Origin of the sequence: Mesorhizobium sp. CO1-1-8, from assembly GCF_020164875.1 — a bacterium.
Taxonomy (GTDB): Bacteria; Pseudomonadota; Alphaproteobacteria; order Rhizobiales; family Rhizobiaceae; genus Mesorhizobium.
The window spans coordinates 365,868-382,952 of the sequence record NZ_JAIUGZ010000005.1; the positions used below are offsets into that span (position 1 = coordinate 365,868).

Consider the following 17,085-nt stretch of genomic DNA (forward strand, 5'->3'; position numbering starts at 1 on the left):
CTGGATCTGTCGAATTGAGTGGAGGTTGGCCGCTATGTAGGCGATGCGGCGGCGAACGGCAATCGCTTTTGCCATATCTGCCCGGTCACACGCGGAAGTGTCCGCCAATCGCCGAAGTTTTCCACCCGCACGAAGCGTGCTGAAATCTCCGGTTAACTCTTCGGCGTCAAAACAGGATCGGAGTGGAATCGCTCGCTATTCGCGATTTCGAGAAAGAGATCGGATCGACGGGATTGCTGAACAGTTTCCTGCTCCTTGCCGAAGCGGTCGTCTACTTCAGCGTCATGGTGACGCTTTTCCGCTTCAGACGGCGTATCGGCCTCGGCGTCTTCGTCTGCGCGCTCGGCGTCATGCACTTCCTTGAGACCTATCTCGCCAGCGTTTTTTACGTCGCCTTGCCGTTCGGCATGGCCTCGCCGGGCTCGGCGGTGCTGTTTTCCGGCAAGCTGGTCATGCTGTTGCTGCTCTACATGAAGGAGGATGCCGCCACGGTGCGTCAGCCGATCTACGGCCTGCTGCTCGGCAATGCGCTGATGATCGGGCTGGTGCTGCTGCTGCGCCTCCACACCGTCGCCCCGCTTCCCGACGGCAGGTTACCCGACATGAGTTTCATCGACGAGATGGGCTGGCTGATGGTTTGGGGCACGACGCTGTTGTTCGTCGATGCCATCCTGATCATCCTGCTCTATGAGAAGCTCGGGCGCACCCTGCGCAAGGCACCGTTCGCGCGCATCCTGATTTCCGTCGCTTGCGTGCTCACCTTCGACCAGGTCGGGTTCTTCACCGCGCTGCATTTTGTCGCCGGTGCGCCGATCGCGGTCTTTTTCGGCGGCTGGTTTGCCAAGATGGCGGCGGCGCTGACCTTCAGCACCATGCTTGTCGCCTATCTCAAATGGTTCGAGGAACGCCAGATCACGGCGCCGCGCGGGCTGACCGACATCTTCGATACGCTGACCTATCGCGAACGCTACGAAGCGCTGGTCGAACATGTCGGCCGCGACGGGCTGACAGGCCTGCTGCATCGCGGGCGCTTCGACGCCGATGGTGAAGCCGCCGTCCAGGTCAGCCTGCGCACCGCAAGGCCGCTCAGCCTGCTGATCATTGATGTCGACCATTTCAAATCGATCAACGACCGTTTCGGCCATGCCGAAGGCGACAAGGTGCTGAAGGCGGTCGCTGCCCTGCTTGGCGAGGCGGCAAGCGCCGAGGACCAGGTGTTCCGCATCGGCGGCGAGGAATTCGCCATCCTCAGTTCTCGTCCGCACTCGGTCGCCAGGCTGTTCGGCGAAAGCATTCGCTACGCGGTCAAGGGCTCGCCCGCCACCACCCGGTTCGAGCTGACCGTCAGCGCCGGTGTTTCCAGCGTCAGCGAAACGACGCGCTGCCTTGCCGACCTGTTCGCGCTTGCCGACCAGCGCCTCTACAAGGCGAAGTCGACCGGGCGCGATCGCGTCGTTGGCGAGCCGGGCGGCCACGAAGCCGACACCGCCGCTGCGTGGACCAAATCCGCACAGATTTAGTTCGTTACGACTTCCTCTGCCGCCGAAGACCGGTCACGGTGGAAACCGCCATCAGGAAGTCGCCCGTACTTACTGGAACCCGATCGCGTCGACATTGCCTGTCGGGCAGCCCGCCTTGTTGGTCGGCACCGAAGCCAGCAGCAGATCCTTGAGCGAGCTGGTGGGACCGATCGGGCCGGCGAGGCCGAGCGTCAGTTCGCCGATCAGCCGCCTGCCGCTCGACGGATCGATGACGCAGGAAACGCGCACACGGTCCCCTGCTCCCGCCCCGAAGGCAGTGTCGAAGGCGCCGCGAATCTGGTCAGCCGTCAGCTTGCCGCCGATGTTCTTGGCAAAGAGATCGCGCACCGGCGAGCTGTTCACCGCGCGCATCAAATTGAGCGCATCGGAAAAGTAGTCCTGCTGGCTTTTGCCGTAGCAGGTGCCGTGCTTGATCCATTCATGCCGCTCGAGGTGGGAGGCCGTTCCAGGCATCACCTGATCGAGCTCCGTGCGGGTGTTGGCGTCAAGATTGACCGGCGGCAGGTCTTTCCAGTGGGCCGGATTGTCGTTGGCCTTGTCGCTCGCTGTCGCCTGGCAATAAAAATTGCCGTTCGGCTGCGGCCACAGCCCGTGCAAGGTGAAATGCGTGGCGTCGAAATCACCAGCACTCTGCGCCCTGCATTCGGTCTTGTTCGACTTTGTCTCGCAGAAGGCCGGCTGCCAGCTCAGCGCGAAGACGTATTCGGGTTTCCCCGATGCCGCCGGCTTGCCTTGCCCGTCAGGGGCGGCCGGCACGGTCGCCGCGCTGCTGCCGGAAACGTGGCCGCAGCTGACCTTCACCCAGCGGCGCTCCGGATTGGCGCCCGGCACCAGGATGAGGTAATGCGTCGGCGCATCCTTGTTGCCGGCAAGCAGCTGATAGCTCTGCCCGGCATCGGTCGAGACATTGCCGGGGTTCTTGCCGTTCTTGATGGCTTGCGTTGCCGGACAGGCAGCGTCGGCGACGAAGCTGCCGCTCATCTTGACGTCGGCACGTGCGGCACCGGCCAGTGACGCGGCCAGCATGGCCAATCCGAAAATGACAGCAATACGCATGGAAAATCCCCGGCTGGACAAGTGGGCGACACACTGAAGCTGTCTCCATGTCAGAATTGCGATATTTTGCTCGCCAAACGCAAGAAACATCGTCGCGAAAAGCGGGTTTGCCGGATTGACCCATAATGTGGACCGGCGCAAACAAAGCCAACGACAAAAGCAAGGGGGGGACCAGGCGGCATGTCATTCAGCCAGCAGCGCGTGGTTTCCTCGCCGACCGGTGCCGAGCTCAATCTTTTCGTCAGGCAGGCCGATGGCCGGGCACGCGCCGTCGTCCAGATCAATCATGGCTTGGCCGAGCACGCCGCGCGCTATGACCGCTTTGCCGATTTTCTTGGCTCCCGCGGCTTCGATGTCTATGTCCACGACCATCGCGGCCATGGCGCAACCAGGGCGCCGGACGCGCCGCTCGGCAGGTTCGCCGAAAGGAATGGCCCGGCCAAGGTGATCGCCGACATCGGCGCCATCCATGATCTCATCGCCCGCGAACAGCCAAACAGACCGGTCATCCTGTTTGGCCATTCGATGGGGGCGTCGGTGGCGCTAAACTTCCTGTTGCGCCACTCGCCACGCGTTCACGCCGCCGCGATCTGGAATGGCAATTTCTCCCAAGGCCTGCTCGGACAGCTGGCGCTCGGTGTCCTGGCGTGGGAGCGGTTCCGGCTCGGCTCCGACGTGCCATCGCGCCTGCTGCCGAAGCTCACCTTCCAGGCCTGGGGCAAGGCAGTGCCCAATCACCGTACATTGTTCGACTGGCTGTCACGCGACGAAACGGAAGTGGCGAAATACATCGCCGATCCGCTCTGCGGCTGGGATGCCTCGGTATCGATGTGGCGCGACGTTGTCGGCATGGCGCTGAATGGCGGCAAGGATGCCGGCTTTGCCGGCGTCCGGCGCGACCTGCCCGTCAGCATCGTCGGCGGCGAAAGGGACCCGGCTTCAGACTATGGCGAAGGGATCACCCATCTTGCCAATCGCATACGAAAGATGGGCTTTTCGAATCTGGTTTCAAAGGTTTACGCCGACACCCGCCACGAAAGCCTGAACGAAGTGAATCGCGACATCATCATGGATGATTTCGCCGCCTGGGCCGACGAAGTCCTGAAAGCGTGACGGATTGGCCCATTGCAAGAGCCGTGACAGCCGTTGCAGGGCTTGATAGAGGCTCTGCTTTCGCAGCAATCACAGTGATTGCGGCAACCACGGTGATCCATGGCTGAGCCCCCGCTGAAAGGCGTCCGCGTCGTCGAACTCGCCCGCATCCTTGCCGGGCCATGGGCCGGGCAGTTGCTTGCCGATCTCGGCGCCGATGTCATCAAGGTCGAAAGCCCCGATGGCGGCGACGACACCCGCAAATGGGGTCCGCCCTTCGTCATGGGCAAGGAGGGCGAGAACCTGTCGGCCGCCTATTACCATTCCTGCAACCGCGGCAAGCGCTCCATCGCCATCGATTTCTCGACGCCGGAAGGCGCGGAGACCGTGCGCCGGCTGGTCGCGACATCGGACGTGCTGATCGAGAACTTCAAGCTCGGCGGCCTGAAGAAATACGGGCTCGACTACAACAGCCTGCGCCAGATCAACCCGCGCCTCGTCTATTGCTCGATCACCGGCTTCGGCCAGGACGGGCCATACGCACCACGCGCCGGCTACGACTTCATCATCCAGGCCATGGCCGGCATGATGTCGATCACCGGCGAGGTCGGCCGCGAGCCGCAAAAGGCCGGCGTTGCCATCTCCGACATTTTCACCGGCCTCTATTCGGTCGTCGCCATCCAAGCAGCCCTGCGCCACGCCGAACAGACCGGCGACGGCCAGCACGTCGACATGGCGCTCTTCGACACCCAGATCTCGGCGCTCGGCAACCAGAACCTCAACTATCTCGTCTCCGGCAAGTCGCCGGTGCAAATGGGCAATGCGCATATGAACATCGCCCCCTACGAGGTGGTGCCGGTCCGGGACGGGCACATCATCCTGGCGGTCGGCAATGACGGCCAGTTCGCGAAATTCTGCGCTGCCGTCGGACTGGACGATCTGCCTGCCAATCCCGACTTCGCCACCAATCCCGCCCGGGTCGCCAACCGGGTAAAGCTGCGCGAACACATGATCGAGGCGCTGAAGATTTTTGACCGCGATCCGCTGCTGGCCAAGCTGGAAGCGGCCAGCGTTCCGGCAAGCCCGATCAACACGATCGGCCAGATGTTTGCCGATCCGCAGACGATCGCCCGCGGCATGCGCCTCGATCTCGCCGACGGCCATGGCAATCTTCTGCCTTCGGTGCGGGCGCCGATGGTGATGTCCGGCACGCCGCTGGTCTATGAGCGCCCGTCGCCGCGCCTGGGCGAACACACGCAAGAAATCCTTGCCGAACTGGAGAAGTCTGGACAATGAAGACCGGCGGACAACTGATCGTCAACGCGCTCGAAGCCAATGGCACCGACCGTATCTATTGCGTGCCGGGTGAATCCTATCTGGCGGTGCTCGACGCGCTGCACGATTCAGCGATCCGCACCATCGTCTGCCGCCAGGAAGGCGGTGCCGCCATGATGGCCGATTGCCACGGCCGCCTGACCGGCAAGCCCGGCATCTGCTTCGTCACGCGCGGCCCCGGCGCCACCAACGCCTCGGCCGGCATCCACATCGCTATGCAGGATTCGATACCCGTCATCCTGTTCATCGGTCAGGTCGCCAGCCACGCCAAGGAGCGCGAGGCTTTCCAGGAGGTGGACTACAAGAGGTTCTTTGGCGACATCGCCAAATGGGTGGTCGAGATCGACGACGCCTCGCGCATCCCCGAATTGGTCACCCGCGCCTTCGCGGTGGCGACATCGGGCCGTCCCGGCCCGGTGATCATCTCATTGCCGGAAGACATGCTGACCAGCATCGTCGAAGCGCCCATCGCCTTGCCGCACACGCCGGTTGAGACACGGGCCGGCGAAGCAGAACTCGATGCGCTGGAAAAGCTGCTGGCCAAATCCAAGCGGCCGTTCGTTATCCTTGGCGGCACGCGCTGGGATGCCGATGCCGTGGCACAGATGCGCATGATCGCCGAAGCCTGGTCGCTGCCGGTCGGCTGCTCCTTCCGCCGCCAGATGCTGTTCGATCATCTGCATCCGAACTATGCCGGCGACGTCGGCATCGGCATCAACCCGAAGCTGGCCACAGCGATCAAGCAGGCCGATCTCGTGCTGCTGATCGGCGGCCGCATGGGCGAAATGCCCTCGTCCGACTACACGCTGCTGAAAAGCCCCTACCCCGACCAGACACTGGCCCATGTCCATGCCGACGCTGGCGAGCTCGGCCGCGTCTACCGACCGACACTGGCGATCAACGCCTCGCCGTCCGCCTTCGTCGACGCTTTCGCCAAGCGCAAACCGGCCGCGGAGCCGACCTGGGCAACCGAAACGCCAAAACTGCATGCCGCCTATCTCGACTGGTCGACGCCACCGGAAGGCGGCCCCGGCCCGGTCCAGATGGGCCCGATCATGAACTACCTCGAAAAGATGTTGCCCGACGACGCCATCCTCACCAACGGCGCCGGCAATTACGCCACCTGGGTGCATCGCTTCCACCGCTTCCGCCGCTTCGCCACTCAAGGTGCGCCGACGTCGGGCTCGATGGGCTATGGCACGCCTGCGGCAGTCGCCGCCAAAGAGCTGTTTCCGGAGCGCACCGTGGTCGCTTTTGCCGGCGACGGCTGCTTCCTGATGAACGGGCAGGAATTCGCCACCGCCGTGCAGTATGACCTGCCGATCGTCGTGGTGGTCGTCAACAACGGCATCTACGGCACCATCCGCATGCATCAGGAGCGCGAATATCCCGGCCGCGTCGTGGCCACCGACCTCAAGAACCCCGATTTCGCGGCTCTCGCCCGTGCCTATGGCGGCCATGGGGAAACGGTCGAGAAGACTGTCGATTTCGCCCCGGCCTTTGAGCGTGCCCGCGCCAGCGGCAAGCCGGCGATCGTCGAAATACGGCTCGACCCCGAAGCGATCACGCCGACCAAGACGATGACCCAGATCCGCGACAAGGCCTGACAAAAGGGGCGGCCACCCGCCCCTTTTCGAAACGGTTTCTACTACTTCGCCTTTTCGATCTGCCCACGAATTTCGCCGTCCTTGTTGGCGGCGGTATGGACGTTGACGTAATATTTGCCTGCCTCCAGATCAGCCGCCTGGGCATCCGTCAGCGTTTCGGACCCCTTGATCGGGCTCTTGAGCTTTTTGAACGGGATGACCGGTCCGGCGTTTTCACCCATCGCCGCCGGGCCGTGAATGTGCGCGGCCGTTGCCGGCCCGCTGAGGCCCGAATATTTGACGTTCCAGCTGAGCTTCTTCTTGGTCGTGTCGAACGTTAAAGTGGCGGTGCCCTTGCCCTTGGTCGTGATGGGCGGGCTTTGCTGGCTGCCATCGAGCGTCGCCTTGTACTTAACCACGTCAGCCAGGGCCGGCGAAGCAAGGAAGACGGCAGCAGAGACGGCGAGTGCCGACACCATCGGCGAAAAGGAATGCATACGCATTTTAGAAAACCTCCGTTGGATGTAACTCCCTGCGGCTCCCCAGCGCACGGCTACGTCGGCACAACGGTCAGCCAGCCAAAAGTATCCTTGGCGCACGCATATGTGATGGCAGGCAAGCCCGATTACCTGCCCCACCAAATTTCAGCGGAATGGCGGCGGTCAGACCGCCGCCAGCGCCTGCGTCAGGTCGGCGATCAGATCGTCCGGGTGCTCGACGCCGACGGACAACCTGACCGTGGTCTCCAACACGCCAATGCGCTGGCGCACCTCGATGGGAATGCCCGAATGGGTCATGGCCGCGGGGTGACTGGCCAAGGATTCCGTTCCGCCCAGGCTCACCGCCAGCTTGAAGATCTGCAGCCCGTTGAGAAAGGCAAAAGCTGCCTTCTCGCCGCCCTTGATATCAAAGGAGAAGGTCGAGCCGGCACCGGTGCATTGCGCCCTGTAGACGCGCCCCGCCGGCGTGTCCTCGCCCAGGAACGGCAGGTAATGCACCTTCTCGACCTTGGCATGATCGCGCAGGAATTCGGCGACCAGGCGCGCATTGTCGTTGGCCCGATCCATGCGGATCGACAGCGTCTCCAGCGAACGGCCAAGCATCCAGCAGGAATGAGGGTCCAACTGCGTGCCGATCGCGCCGCGCAGCGCCTTGATCGGCTTGGTCACCGCCTTGCTGCCCATGGCGGCGCCCGCGATCAGGTCGGAATGGCCGCCGACATATTTGGTCAGCGAATAGACGGAGACATCGGCGCCGTGTTCGATCGGCCGCTGGAACACCGGGCCGAGCAATGTGTTGTCGCAGACGATGATCGGCGTCGACCCTTGGCGCGTGCCGATCTCGTCGGCGATCTTCCGCATCAGCGCGATATCGACCAGGCTGTTGGTCGGATTGGACGGCGTCTCGATCAGGATGACCGAAACGCGGCCTTTCGCGACGGCCGTTTCGGCGGCCGCGCGCACCGCCGTCTCGTCGACGCCGTCGGCGAAGCCGACAGCGCCGATGCCGAAACCGGAAAGCGTTCGCGTCAAAAGTGTCTCGGTGCCGCCGTAAAGCGGCTGCGAATGCAGGATGACGTCGCCCGGCCTGATATAGGCGAGCAGCGTCGTGGCGATCGCCGACATGCCTGATGAAAACAGGATGCAGGAATCCGTCCCCTCATAGATCGCCAGCCGATCCTCGACGATCTCGCTGTTGGGATGGTTGAAGCGCGAATAGACCAGTCCGGACGCCGTGCCGCTTGGCGGCTCCTTGCGGCCGGAGGTGTAGTCGAAGAAGTCGCGTCCCTCCTCCGCCGACTTGAACACGAAAGTCGAGGTCAGGAACACCGGTGGCTTGACCGCGCCCTCCGAAAGCTGCGGATCGAAGCCATAGCTCAGCATCAGCGTCTCCGGATGGAGCTTGTGGTTGCCGATATGGGTTTTCGACGGGCGTGGCGCGGTCATGGCTTTTCCTGCTTTTGAAAGAGTGTCGCACGGCAATTTATGCGATCCCCACCGCGCAGTCCTTGCTATTTTCGGGCTCGCATGGCTGCATCCCCGCAATGAATTGCCGAGGGTGGCCAAAAATGCAGCAGAAGATAGCCGATGATTTCGACCTGAAGATCCTGCGCGAACTGCAGGCCGACGCCCGCATCACCAACAACGAGCTTGCCGAGCGGATCGGCCTGTCGCCGTCGCCCTGCCTGCGGCGCGTGCGGCGGCTGGAGGAGACCGGTGTCATCAGGGGCTACACCACGCTGGTCGATCCCTCAGCCTTCGGCTGGAGCATGGTCGCCATCGCCACCATCCGGCTCAGCCGCCAGAACGAAGACGAGATCGTCATGTTCGAGGACGCGATCCGCGGCTGGGAAGAGGTGCTGGAATGTCACCTTGTCACCGGTTCGCGCGATTATGTGCTGAAGGTGGTGACGGGAAACCTCGAGCAATACGAGCGCTTCATCAAGGAAAAGATCGCGCGGCTGAAATGCGTCGCCTCGATCGAAACCAGCTTCGTCATGAACACCATAAAGGAACGGCGCCTCTGACATTTCTGCCAGAGGCGCCGTTTCGAGATCGATATTGTTGCCGGCTAGGCTTACTTGACCGCCTTGTCGGTGATGGCGGTGGTGTAGGCGCCGGTCGGCTCCTTGGTGATGATCTTCTGGTCGAGCAGCGCCTTGGCGGTGCGCTCGTAGGTTGCCGGGTCGAGCTTGCCGTCGGCATTGTCGATCAGCTTGGCCACTTCGCTCATCATGCGCTTCTGGTGGTTCTCGTCCTGGCCGCCGCCGTCCATGACGATGCCTGCCGCTTCGTCATTGTTGTCGATGGCATATTTCCAGCCCTTCATCGAGGCGCGCACGAAACGCACCATCTTGTCTTCGAAGGCCGGATCCTTGAGCTTGTCTTCCGACGCATAGAGCCCGTCCTCGAGCAGGTCGTTGCCCATCGCCGAGTAGTTGAACACGGTCAGCTGTTCCGGCTTGTAGCCGGCATCGATCAGCTGCCAGTACTCGTTGTAGGTCATGACCGAGATGCAGTCCGCCTGCTTCTGGATCAGCGGCTGCACATCGAAGCTCTGCTTGAGCACCGTGACGCCGTCCGGGCCGCCTTCGGTCTTCAGGCCGAGCTTGTTCATCCAGGCGTAGAACGGATACTCGTTGCCGAAGAACCAGACGCCGAGCGTGTGGCCCTTGAAGTCGGCTTCGGTCTTGATCGGGCCGTCCTTCGGGCAGACCAGTTCCATGCCGGCTTTCTTGAACGGCTGGGCGATGTTGACCAGCGGCACGCCCTTTTCGCGGGCCGCCAGCGCACCGCCCATCCAGTCGACGATGACGTCGGCGCCGCCGCCGGCGATCACCTGCTCGGGCGCGATATCGGGACCGCCCGGCTTGATGTCGACGTCGAGACCCTCGGCGTCATAAAAACCCTTGGCCTTGGCGACATAGTAGCCGGCAAACTGGGCCTGCGTGACCCATTTCAGCTGCAACGTCACCTTGTCGGCGGCCATTGCCTGGAAAGCGGCAAGCGACATCGCGCCGGCCAGAACGGGAATAATCAGTCTTTTCATTTTATTACCCTCTGAAGTTAGTGCCCTTAAACCCACCGCCCCTATCCACCACGGACAGAGGGATGCCAAAACGTGACGGCTCTTTCGACAAGAGCGACCACGCCATAAAAGACCGAACCCGCAAGTGCTGCAACTGCGATTTCAGCCCAGACCATGTCGATGTTCATCCGCCCGACCTCGGTCGAGATGCGGAAGCCCATGCCGACGACGGGCGTGCCGAAGAACTCGGCGACGATGGCGCCGATCAGCGCCAGCGTCGAGTTGATCTTCAGCGCGTTGAAGATGAAAGGCGCGGCTGCCGGCAACCGAAGCTTCAAGAGCGTCTGCCAGTAGCCCGACGCATAGGTGCGCATTAGGTCGCGCTCCATATGGCCGGAGGCCGCAAGGCCGGCGACCGTGTTCACCAGCATCGGGAAGAAGGTCATGATGATGACCACCGCCGCCTTGGACTGCCAGTCGAAACCTAACCACATGACCATGATCGGCGCGACGCCGATGATCGGCAGCGCCGAGACCATATTGCCGATCGGCAACAGCCCGCGCCGCAGGAACGGCACACGGTCTGCGAGCACGGCGGTGATGAAGCCGGCGCCGCTGCCCACCACATAGCCGAAGATCACCGCCTTGAAGATGGTCTGCCTGACATCGGCGCCGAGCACCGGCAGCGAGCCGGCGATGCGCGCGCCGATGGCGCTTGGCGGCGGCAACAGGATGAAAGGGATGCCGGCACCTCGCGTCACCGCCTCCCAGATGATCAGGATCCAGGCGCCGAAGATGGCGGGAATGATCAGGCGCAGCGCGGTGCGAGCCCATTGGGCGTAGGGACGCAACGATGACAGCACCGCCACGCATCGCCAGCCAAGCAGCCATGCGGCGGTGAGCAACAGGAAGAACGGCGTCCGCGCCAGGCCTTCGAACCCAGTGATGCCTCCAATCAGCAGCCAGGCGACCAGATGCGCGCCGATGAAAAGCACAACAGCTTCGACGATGGACGGGATTCTGGCCATCGAGATCAAAGCGGCGAGAAGGAGCACACCGAAGGTCAGCCAGGTCGTCGCGACATAGGGGTATATCAACGTCCCTGCAGGCTGCGCCAGTGCATCGATTTTCGGCGCGGCGATCGGGCCGAGCGCAACTGCGATCAGGCACAGCACGATCGCCAACACCGCCTGCCAGGAGGGTTTCAGCCAGTTCATGCCGGCCTCCCGCCCATGGCGCGGTCGACGATGCGCCCGGCTATGCCGACCACCATGACCAGCAGTGCCGCCACCACCGAGCCGGCGACCAGCGCCGACCAGATGTCGATGGACTGGCTGTAATAGGCGCCGGCGAGCAGCTTGGCGCCGATCCCGGCGACCGCACCGGTCGGCAGTTCACCGACGATGGCGCCGACCAGGCTTGCCGCCACCGCCACCTTCATCGAGGTGAACAGGAACGGCACCGAAGCAGGCACGCGCAATCTCCAGAAGGTTTGCGCACGACTGGCATTGTAGGTGTGCATCAGGTCGAGATGCATGATCTCGGGCGAGCGCAGACCTTTCACCATGCCGACAGTCACCGGGAAGAACGACAGATAGGTCGAGATCATCGCCTTCGGGATCAGGCCGCTGATGCCGATCGCCCCCAGCACGACGATGATCATCGGCGCCACCGCCAGGATGGGAATGGTCTGCGAGGCGATGATCCACGGCATCAAGCTGCGGTCGAGCGTCGCCACATGCACGATGCCGACAGCGATGATGATGCCGAGCGCAGTGCCGAAGGCAAAGCCGAGCAGCGTCGAAGACAGCGTCACCCAGGCATTGTAGACGAGGCTGCGGTTGGAGGTGATGGGCCGCAGAAAGGTGTTCTCAAAGAAATTCACCGCCACCTGATGCGGCGCCGGCAATGTCGGCTTCGGCTGCGACAGCGTCTTGCCGATGAGTTCGCTGAACGTGGATGTTTCACCGGCGCGACGGTCGAGATCGCGCTGGAACGGCGCGTTGAGGATGACGGCGAAGACATACCAGAGCACGACCACGCCCAACAGGATGGAGGTCACGGGGATGAGTTTGTCGCGGAAGGTGTCCATCTAGCGGTGCCCTCTTCCCGCGAACAAGAGAGGGCGACGACACCCATTCTTCGTCATCCTAGGGCAGAGCAAGGAGCGAAGCGACGCGGCGCAGACCCTAGGATCCATGCCGTTACCTCCGTCCTTCCCAACGGTGCGGAACATGGCTCCCTTCGCCTCGTTGTGTTTAGTGCATATTCTCAACCGTTTTCGCCCTTCGGCGGACGTCGCGGCATGGATCCTAGGGTCTACGCAGACCGCTTCGCGCCTGCTTCGCCCTAGGATGACGAAGGCGTGGTGGGCCGCCCCCTCACCCGACCTCCGCTTCGCTCCGGCCACCCTCTCCCCGTTGGGGAGAGGAGGAACCTCGTCCCTCACCCGCTCAATCATCATAGCTATGCCCCGCCCGCAGCCCATCGCGCACCCGCGCTGCGATCGCCAAGAACTCCGGCGTCTCGCGGATATCGAGCGGCCGCTGCTTCGGCAGCGTCGATTCGATGATGTCGCTGACGCGGCCCGGCCGCGGTGACATGACGACGATGCGCGTCGACAGATAGACGGCCTCCGGAATGGAGTGGGTGACGAAGCAGATGGTCTTGTTGGTGCGTCCCCACAGTTCCAGCAATTGCTCGTTAAGGTGGTCGCGCACGATCTCGTCCAGCGCGCCGAACGGCTCGTCCATCAGCAGCAGGTCGGCATCGAAGGCCAGCGCGCGCGCGATCGAGGCGCGCTGCTGCATGCCTCCCGAGAGCTGCCAGGGATACTTCTTCTCGAAACCAGAGAGGTTGACGAGGTCGAGCGTGCGCTTGATCCGCTCGCCTCGCTCCGCCCTGGACAAGCCCATGATCTCCAAAGGCAGCCCGACATTGCGCTCGATGGTGCGCCAGGGAAACAGCGCCGCCGCCTGGAAGACATAGCCATAGGCGCGTTTCTCGCGCGCCTGCTCCGGCGTCATGCCATTGACGGAAATCGTCCCCGAGGTCGGCTTCTCCAGATCGGCGATGACGCGCAGCAGCGTGGTCTTGCCACAGCCCGAAGGCCCGATGAAGGAGACGAACTCCCCCTTGCCGATGGTGAGATCGACATTGGACAGTGCCTGCACCGGCCCGTCATTGGTCTGGAAGGTCAGTCCGAGTTTGCTTGCCGCGACGACGGCTGGCGAAGTTCCTGTCATCGGCTGCCGCCTGCCTGTTCCCGCCCCTGCGGCGCCGGCTCGAATCCGATTGCTTTTATCGCGATGTTGTTTTCCACTCGCCCTGTCCCATTGGTCTTGTCCCACTCGATCGACGCCCGGAGTTTCCCCGATGTCGCCCAAACCCACGTGTCATCTTATCCGCCCTGAAAGCACTTATGAAGGCAAGCAGGGTTTGACCTATTTCGCCGGCATTGCCACGGAGACCGTCGGCTCCTCCGGCATCTGCATGCACCTGCTCACCTTGCCGCCCGGCGCCCGCGCCAAGGCGCATATGCATGAGAGCCATGAAACGGCGATCTATGTCCTCTCCGGCGAAGTCCATACCTGGTATGGCGACCGGCTCGAGCATCATATCGTCGTCAAGGCCGGTGACCTCTTCTACATTCCCGCCGGCGTGCCGCATCTGCCGGCCAATCTGAGCGGCGCCCCGTCCTCGGCCGTCATTGCCCGCACTGACCCCAACGAACAGGAAAGCGTGGTGCTGCTGCCGGAACTGGATGCGCTGGTCGCCTGAAGCCGGCATCGACGGAGAGACCGTCACCGTCACGAACATGATTGCAGCGGCCCCATTTCCTCAAGGCCGGGGATGGTGACAAAGAAACCATCCTCTCCCTTGTTGGTGACCACGACGGGTTTCCATTGTCGTTCCCGCCTCGCCTTCGGCGGAACAGGTCGAAGTCAGCGATTGCGCACCCAGCACCGGCGTCAATTGCCGCGCGAACCGGCAGCCGCTGCCATAGGTCTCGATGCCTTCCGCGGTCAGCACGATATAGGCATCGCTGTCCTGATAACCGGCCTTGACGCCAGCACAGCCGACGTCATTGCCCCAGGAGCCGGCCAGCACGCCGCCTGCTGCCGGGCCAGCGGCAATAGCCGCCAAGACCAGCGAAATGAACGCGGCCGAATGCGCCAAGCTCAAACCCCGGTCGCCGGGATGCCGGTGCGTTCCACCTTGCGCGGCGCGGAGATTTCCTTCCAAGTCGACAGCGCCCGGTTGACCGCCGCATTCGGCTCGCGGCCGACGAATTCTCCATGCCCAGGCTTGGCCTTGACCTCGGTCTCCTGGATCGACAGTTCGCCACGCGAGAAGACGAAGCGCGGCAGGCCGGTCACCTCGAAGCCTTCGAAGACGTTGTAGTCGATCACTGACTGCTGCTTCTTGGAGGTGATCTTCTTCTTACGCTTCGGATCCCAGACGACGATGTCGGCGTCAGCGCCTTCGACGATGGCGCCCTTTTTCGGATACATGTTGAGGATCTTGGCGATGTTGGTCGAGGTCACCGCGACGAATTCGTTCATCGTCAGCCGGCCGGTGTTGACGCCGGTCGTCCATAGCACCGGCATGCGGTCTTCAAGCCCGCCGGTGCCGTTCGGGATCTTGGTGAAATCGCCGACGCCGTTGCGCTTCTGCTTGGTGGTGAAAGCGCAATGATCGGTCGCCACCACCTGCAGCGAGCCCGCCTGCAGGCCGGCCCACAGCGAATCCTGGTGCAATTTGTTGCGGAAGGGCGGGCTCATCACGCGGCGCGCCGCATGATCCCAGTCCTTGTCGAAATACTCGCTCTCGTCCAGCGTCAGGTGCTGGATCAGCGGTTCGCCGAACACCCGCATGCCCTTCTGCCGCGCCCGGCGGATCGCTTCATGGCTCTGCTCGCAGGAGACATGCACGACATAGAGCGGCACGCCGGCCATGTCGGCGATCATGATGGCGCGGTTGGTCGCCTCGCCTTCCACTTCCGGCGGACGTGAGTAGGCGTGCCCTTCGGGGCCGTTGTTGCCGGCGGCCAGCAGCTTCTGCGACAGGGCGGCGACGACATCGCCATTCTCGGCATGCACCAGCGGCAGCGCGCCGAGGTCGGCGCAGCGCTGGAACGACGCGTACATCTCGTCGTCATCGACCATCAGCGCGCCCTTGTAGGCCATGAAGTGCTTGAACGAGGTGATGCCCTTGTCGACGACAGTGGCCATCTCGTCGAATACCTGCTTGCCCCACCAGGTGATCGCCATGTGGAAGGAGTAGTCGCACGACGCTTTCGAGGTCTTGTTGTCCCACATCTGCAAGGCTTCGAGCAGCGACTGCTGTGGCGCCGGCAGGCAGAAATCGACCACCATGGTGGTACCCCCGGACAAGGCTGCCCGGGTGCCGGATTCGAAATCATCGGCCGAATAGGTGCCCATGAACGGCATTTCGAGATGCGTGTGCGGGTCGATGCCGCCCGGCATGATGTAGCAGCCGGTGGCGTCGAACTCGTGATCGCCATGCAGGTCCGAACCGATGGCGACGATCTTGCCGTGCTGCATCAGCACATCGGCCTTCCACGTGCGGTCGGCGGTGACAATGGTGCCGTTTTTGATGACTTTGGTCATTTTTGTTCCCTTGTTCTCTTCGCGCTTCTTGTGAGCAGCGTTTGGAAGGTAGATTTCTAGGCTCACTCCACGATGACAGCTGTCTCCACCACCGCGTGGAACAGCACGTCGGCGCCCGCCGAAGCCCATTCCTTGGTGATCTCCTCGGCCTCGTTGTGGCTGAGGCCGTCGACGCAGGGGCACATCACCATGGCGGTCGGCGCGACGCGATTGATCCAGCAGGCGTCGTGGCCGGCGCCGGAGACGATGTTGCGGTGGGAATAGCCGAGGCGTTCGGCGGCATCGCGGATCGCCTTGACGCAGCCGGCATCGAAGGTGACCGGATCGAAAGCGCCGACCTGTTCGATCTCGTAGCGGATGTCGAGTGCATCGCAGATCGTGTCGATGCCTTCGCGGATGCGGCCATCCATCGCGTCCAGCACTTCCTTTTCCGGCGAGCGGATATCGACGGTGAAGACAGTGCGTCCGGCGATGATGTTGCGTGAGTTGGGATAGACCTCCATGTGGCCGACCGCGCCGACGGCATCGGGCTGGTAGTCCATGGCGATCTCATGCACCAACTCGATCACCCGCGCCATGCCGAGCCCGGCATTGCGGCGCTTGGGCATCGGCGTCGAGCCGGTATGCGCTTCCTTGCCGGTCAGCGTCACCTGCAGCCATTTAAGGCCCTGGCCATGGGTGACGACACCGATGTCGATATCTTCGTCCTCGAGGATCGGACCCTGTTCGATATGCAGTTCGAAGAAGGCGTGGATCTTGCGATCGCCAACCTTCTCGCTGCCTTTCCAGCCGATGCGCTCGAGTTCCTCACCAAACTTCTTGCCGGCCTTGTCGACATGCCCGTAGACATCGGCCTGGTCGAGCACGCCGGCGAACACGCCGGATGCCATCATAGCCGGGGCAAAGCGCGAGCCTTCCTCATTCGTCCAGTTGGTGACGACGATCGGATGTTTGGTCTTGATGCCGAGATCATTGAGCGAGCGCACCACTTCAAGCCCGCCCAGCACGCCAAGCACGCCGTCATACTTGCCTCCGGTCGGCTGCGTATCGAGATGGCTGCCGACATAGACCGGCGGCAGGCTGGGATCAGTGCCTTCGCGGCGGGCAAACATCGTGCCCATTTCGTCGACGCCCATTTCGAGCCCGGCCGCATCGCACCAGCGCTTGAACAGATGCCGGCCCTCGCCGTCCTCGTCGGTCACGGTCTGGCGATTGTTGCCGCCGGCAATGCCGGGGCCGATCTTCGCCATCTCCATGATGGAATCCCACAAACGGTCTGAATTGATTCGCAGATTCTCGCCGGGTGCGGCCATG

The 17,085-nt window shown here is 62.9% G+C and carries 16 protein-coding genes; 6 read left to right on the top strand and 10 right to left on the bottom strand.

The window, feature by feature from the left end; genetic code table 11:
• The first annotated feature begins 233 nt into the window (after nucleotides 1-233).
• The gene (locus LB558_RS13325) at nucleotides 234-1,520 is read left to right on the top strand and encodes a sensor domain-containing diguanylate cyclase (RefSeq protein WP_224698039.1); all 1,287 of its coding nucleotides are present in this window, start codon (nucleotides 234-236) and stop codon (nucleotides 1,518-1,520) included.
• Nucleotides 1,521-1,589: 69 nt separating this feature from the next.
• On the opposite strand, the gene LB558_RS13330 is transcribed toward LB558_RS13325, so the two are convergent.
• Complete coding sequence (locus LB558_RS13330) at nucleotides 1,590-2,597, bottom strand: ribonuclease T2 family protein (protein WP_224697962.1); 1,008 nt, start codon at nucleotides 2,595-2,597, stop codon at nucleotides 1,590-1,592.
• 180 nt (nucleotides 2,598-2,777) lie between these two features.
• Here LB558_RS13330 and LB558_RS13335 point away from each other — a divergent pair, with 180 nt between their 5' ends.
• The 3 genes from LB558_RS13335 (at nucleotide 2,778) to LB558_RS13345 (ending at nucleotide 6,631) form a co-directional block, all read left to right on the top strand.
• The gene (locus tag LB558_RS13335) at nucleotides 2,778-3,710 is read left to right on the top strand and encodes an alpha/beta fold hydrolase (protein WP_224697963.1); all 933 of its coding nucleotides are present in this window, start codon (nucleotides 2,778-2,780) and stop codon (nucleotides 3,708-3,710) included.
• 99 nt (nucleotides 3,711-3,809) lie between these two features.
• Nucleotides 3,810-4,985, top strand: coding sequence for a CaiB/BaiF CoA transferase family protein (locus LB558_RS13340; protein WP_224697964.1), 1,176 nt, complete (start codon nucleotides 3,810-3,812; stop codon nucleotides 4,983-4,985).
• The gene (locus tag LB558_RS13345) at nucleotides 4,982-6,631 is read left to right on the top strand and encodes a thiamine pyrophosphate-binding protein (protein ID WP_224697965.1); all 1,650 of its coding nucleotides are present in this window, start codon (nucleotides 4,982-4,984) and stop codon (nucleotides 6,629-6,631) included. The genes LB558_RS13340 and LB558_RS13345 overlap by 4 nt, the downstream gene beginning before the upstream one ends.
• A gap of 41 nt (nucleotides 6,632-6,672) precedes the next feature.
• Here LB558_RS13345 and LB558_RS13350 read toward each other — a convergent pair whose 3' ends face one another.
• Entirely contained in the window at nucleotides 6,673-7,113 is a 441-nt protein-coding gene (locus LB558_RS13350) for a CHRD domain-containing protein (protein WP_224697966.1), read from the bottom strand.
• Nucleotides 7,114-7,272: 159 nt separating this feature from the next.
• Nucleotides 7,273-8,556, bottom strand: coding sequence for a cystathionine gamma-synthase family protein (locus LB558_RS13355; protein WP_224697967.1), 1,284 nt, complete (start codon nucleotides 8,554-8,556; stop codon nucleotides 7,273-7,275).
• A 122-nt stretch (nucleotides 8,557-8,678) separates the two neighbouring features.
• On the opposite strand from LB558_RS13355, the gene LB558_RS13360 reads away from it, so the two are divergent.
• Nucleotides 8,679-9,137 (top strand): Lrp/AsnC family transcriptional regulator, encoded by a 459-nt coding sequence (locus LB558_RS13360; RefSeq protein WP_224697968.1) that lies wholly within the window; start codon nucleotides 8,679-8,681, stop codon nucleotides 9,135-9,137.
• 50 nt (nucleotides 9,138-9,187) lie between these two features.
• Here LB558_RS13360 and LB558_RS13365 read toward each other — a convergent pair whose 3' ends face one another.
• The 4 genes from LB558_RS13365 to LB558_RS13380 all read right to left on the bottom strand — a co-directional run bounded on the left by LB558_RS13365 (nucleotide 9,188) and on the right by LB558_RS13380 (nucleotide 13,383).
• A complete protein-coding gene (locus LB558_RS13365) occupies nucleotides 9,188-10,159 on the bottom strand; it encodes an ABC transporter substrate-binding protein (RefSeq protein ID WP_127260347.1) in 972 nt (323 codons plus the stop codon).
• A gap of 41 nt (nucleotides 10,160-10,200) precedes the next feature.
• Nucleotides 10,201-11,355: an ABC transporter permease gene (locus tag LB558_RS13370; RefSeq protein WP_224697969.1), complete on the bottom strand. Its 1,155-nt coding sequence runs from the start codon at nucleotides 11,353-11,355 to the stop codon at nucleotides 10,201-10,203.
• A complete protein-coding gene (locus tag LB558_RS13375) occupies nucleotides 11,352-12,230 on the bottom strand; it encodes an ABC transporter permease (RefSeq protein ID WP_224697970.1) in 879 nt (292 codons plus the stop codon). The genes LB558_RS13370 and LB558_RS13375 overlap by 4 nt, the downstream gene beginning before the upstream one ends.
• A gap of 361 nt (nucleotides 12,231-12,591) precedes the next feature.
• Nucleotides 12,592-13,383: an ABC transporter ATP-binding protein gene (locus tag LB558_RS13380; RefSeq protein ID WP_224697971.1), complete on the bottom strand. Its 792-nt coding sequence runs from the start codon at nucleotides 13,381-13,383 to the stop codon at nucleotides 12,592-12,594.
• Between the two features lie 130 nt (nucleotides 13,384-13,513).
• On the opposite strand from LB558_RS13380, the gene LB558_RS13385 reads away from it, so the two are divergent.
• The gene (locus LB558_RS13385; RefSeq protein WP_109668350.1) at nucleotides 13,514-13,918 is read left to right on the top strand and encodes a cupin domain-containing protein; all 405 of its coding nucleotides are present in this window, start codon (nucleotides 13,514-13,516) and stop codon (nucleotides 13,916-13,918) included.
• Between the two features lie 60 nt (nucleotides 13,919-13,978).
• Here LB558_RS13385 and LB558_RS13390 read toward each other — a convergent pair whose 3' ends face one another.
• The 3 genes from LB558_RS13390 to LB558_RS13400 form a co-directional block, all read right to left on the bottom strand.
• A complete protein-coding gene (locus tag LB558_RS13390) occupies nucleotides 13,979-14,317 on the bottom strand; it encodes a hypothetical protein (RefSeq protein ID WP_224697972.1) in 339 nt (112 codons plus the stop codon).
• Between the two features lie 2 nt (nucleotides 14,318-14,319).
• Nucleotides 14,320-15,771: a dihydropyrimidinase gene (gene hydA / locus LB558_RS13395; protein ID WP_224697973.1), complete on the bottom strand. Its 1,452-nt coding sequence runs from the start codon at nucleotides 15,769-15,771 to the stop codon at nucleotides 14,320-14,322.
• 62 nt (nucleotides 15,772-15,833) lie between these two features.
• A complete protein-coding gene (locus LB558_RS13400) occupies nucleotides 15,834-17,084 on the bottom strand; it encodes a Zn-dependent hydrolase (RefSeq protein WP_224697974.1) in 1,251 nt (416 codons plus the stop codon).
• Nucleotide 17,085: the final 1 nt, after the last annotated feature.

Excerpts from the sequence above, each read along its gene's own strand:
- LB558_RS13355 (WP_224697967.1), bottom strand. The coding sequence starts at position 8,556 with ATGACCGCGCCACGCCCGTCGAAAACCCATATCGGCAACCACAAGCTC.
- LB558_RS13345 (WP_224697965.1), top strand. The coding sequence starts at position 4,982 with ATGAAGACCGGCGGACAACTGATCGTCAACGCGCTCGAAGCCAATGGC.
- hydA (WP_224697973.1), bottom strand. The coding sequence starts at position 15,771 with ATGACCAAAGTCATCAAAAACGGCACCATTGTCACCGCCGACCGCACG.
- LB558_RS13365 (WP_127260347.1), bottom strand. The coding sequence starts at position 10,159 with ATGAAAAGACTGATTATTCCCGTTCTGGCCGGCGCGATGTCGCTTGCC.
- LB558_RS13350 (WP_224697966.1), bottom strand. The coding sequence starts at position 7,113 with ATGCGTATGCATTCCTTTTCGCCGATGGTGTCGGCACTCGCCGTCTCT.
- LB558_RS13330 (WP_224697962.1), bottom strand. The coding sequence starts at position 2,597 with ATGCGTATTGCTGTCATTTTCGGATTGGCCATGCTGGCCGCGTCACTG.
- LB558_RS13335 (WP_224697963.1), top strand. The coding sequence starts at position 2,778 with ATGTCATTCAGCCAGCAGCGCGTGGTTTCCTCGCCGACCGGTGCCGAG.
- LB558_RS13370 (WP_224697969.1), bottom strand. The coding sequence starts at position 11,355 with ATGAACTGGCTGAAACCCTCCTGGCAGGCGGTGTTGGCGATCGTGCTG.
- LB558_RS13340 (WP_224697964.1), top strand. The coding sequence starts at position 3,810 with ATGGCTGAGCCCCCGCTGAAAGGCGTCCGCGTCGTCGAACTCGCCCGC.
- LB558_RS13360 (WP_224697968.1), top strand. The coding sequence starts at position 8,679 with ATGCAGCAGAAGATAGCCGATGATTTCGACCTGAAGATCCTGCGCGAA.
- LB558_RS13375 (WP_224697970.1), bottom strand. The coding sequence starts at position 12,230 with ATGGACACCTTCCGCGACAAACTCATCCCCGTGACCTCCATCCTGTTG.
- LB558_RS13400 (WP_224697974.1), bottom strand. The coding sequence starts at position 17,084 with ATGGCCGCACCCGGCGAGAATCTGCGAATCAATTCAGACCGTTTGTGG.
- LB558_RS13385 (WP_109668350.1), top strand. The coding sequence starts at position 13,514 with ATGTCGCCCAAACCCACGTGTCATCTTATCCGCCCTGAAAGCACTTAT.
- LB558_RS13380 (WP_224697971.1), bottom strand. The coding sequence starts at position 13,383 with ATGACAGGAACTTCGCCAGCCGTCGTCGCGGCAAGCAAACTCGGACTG.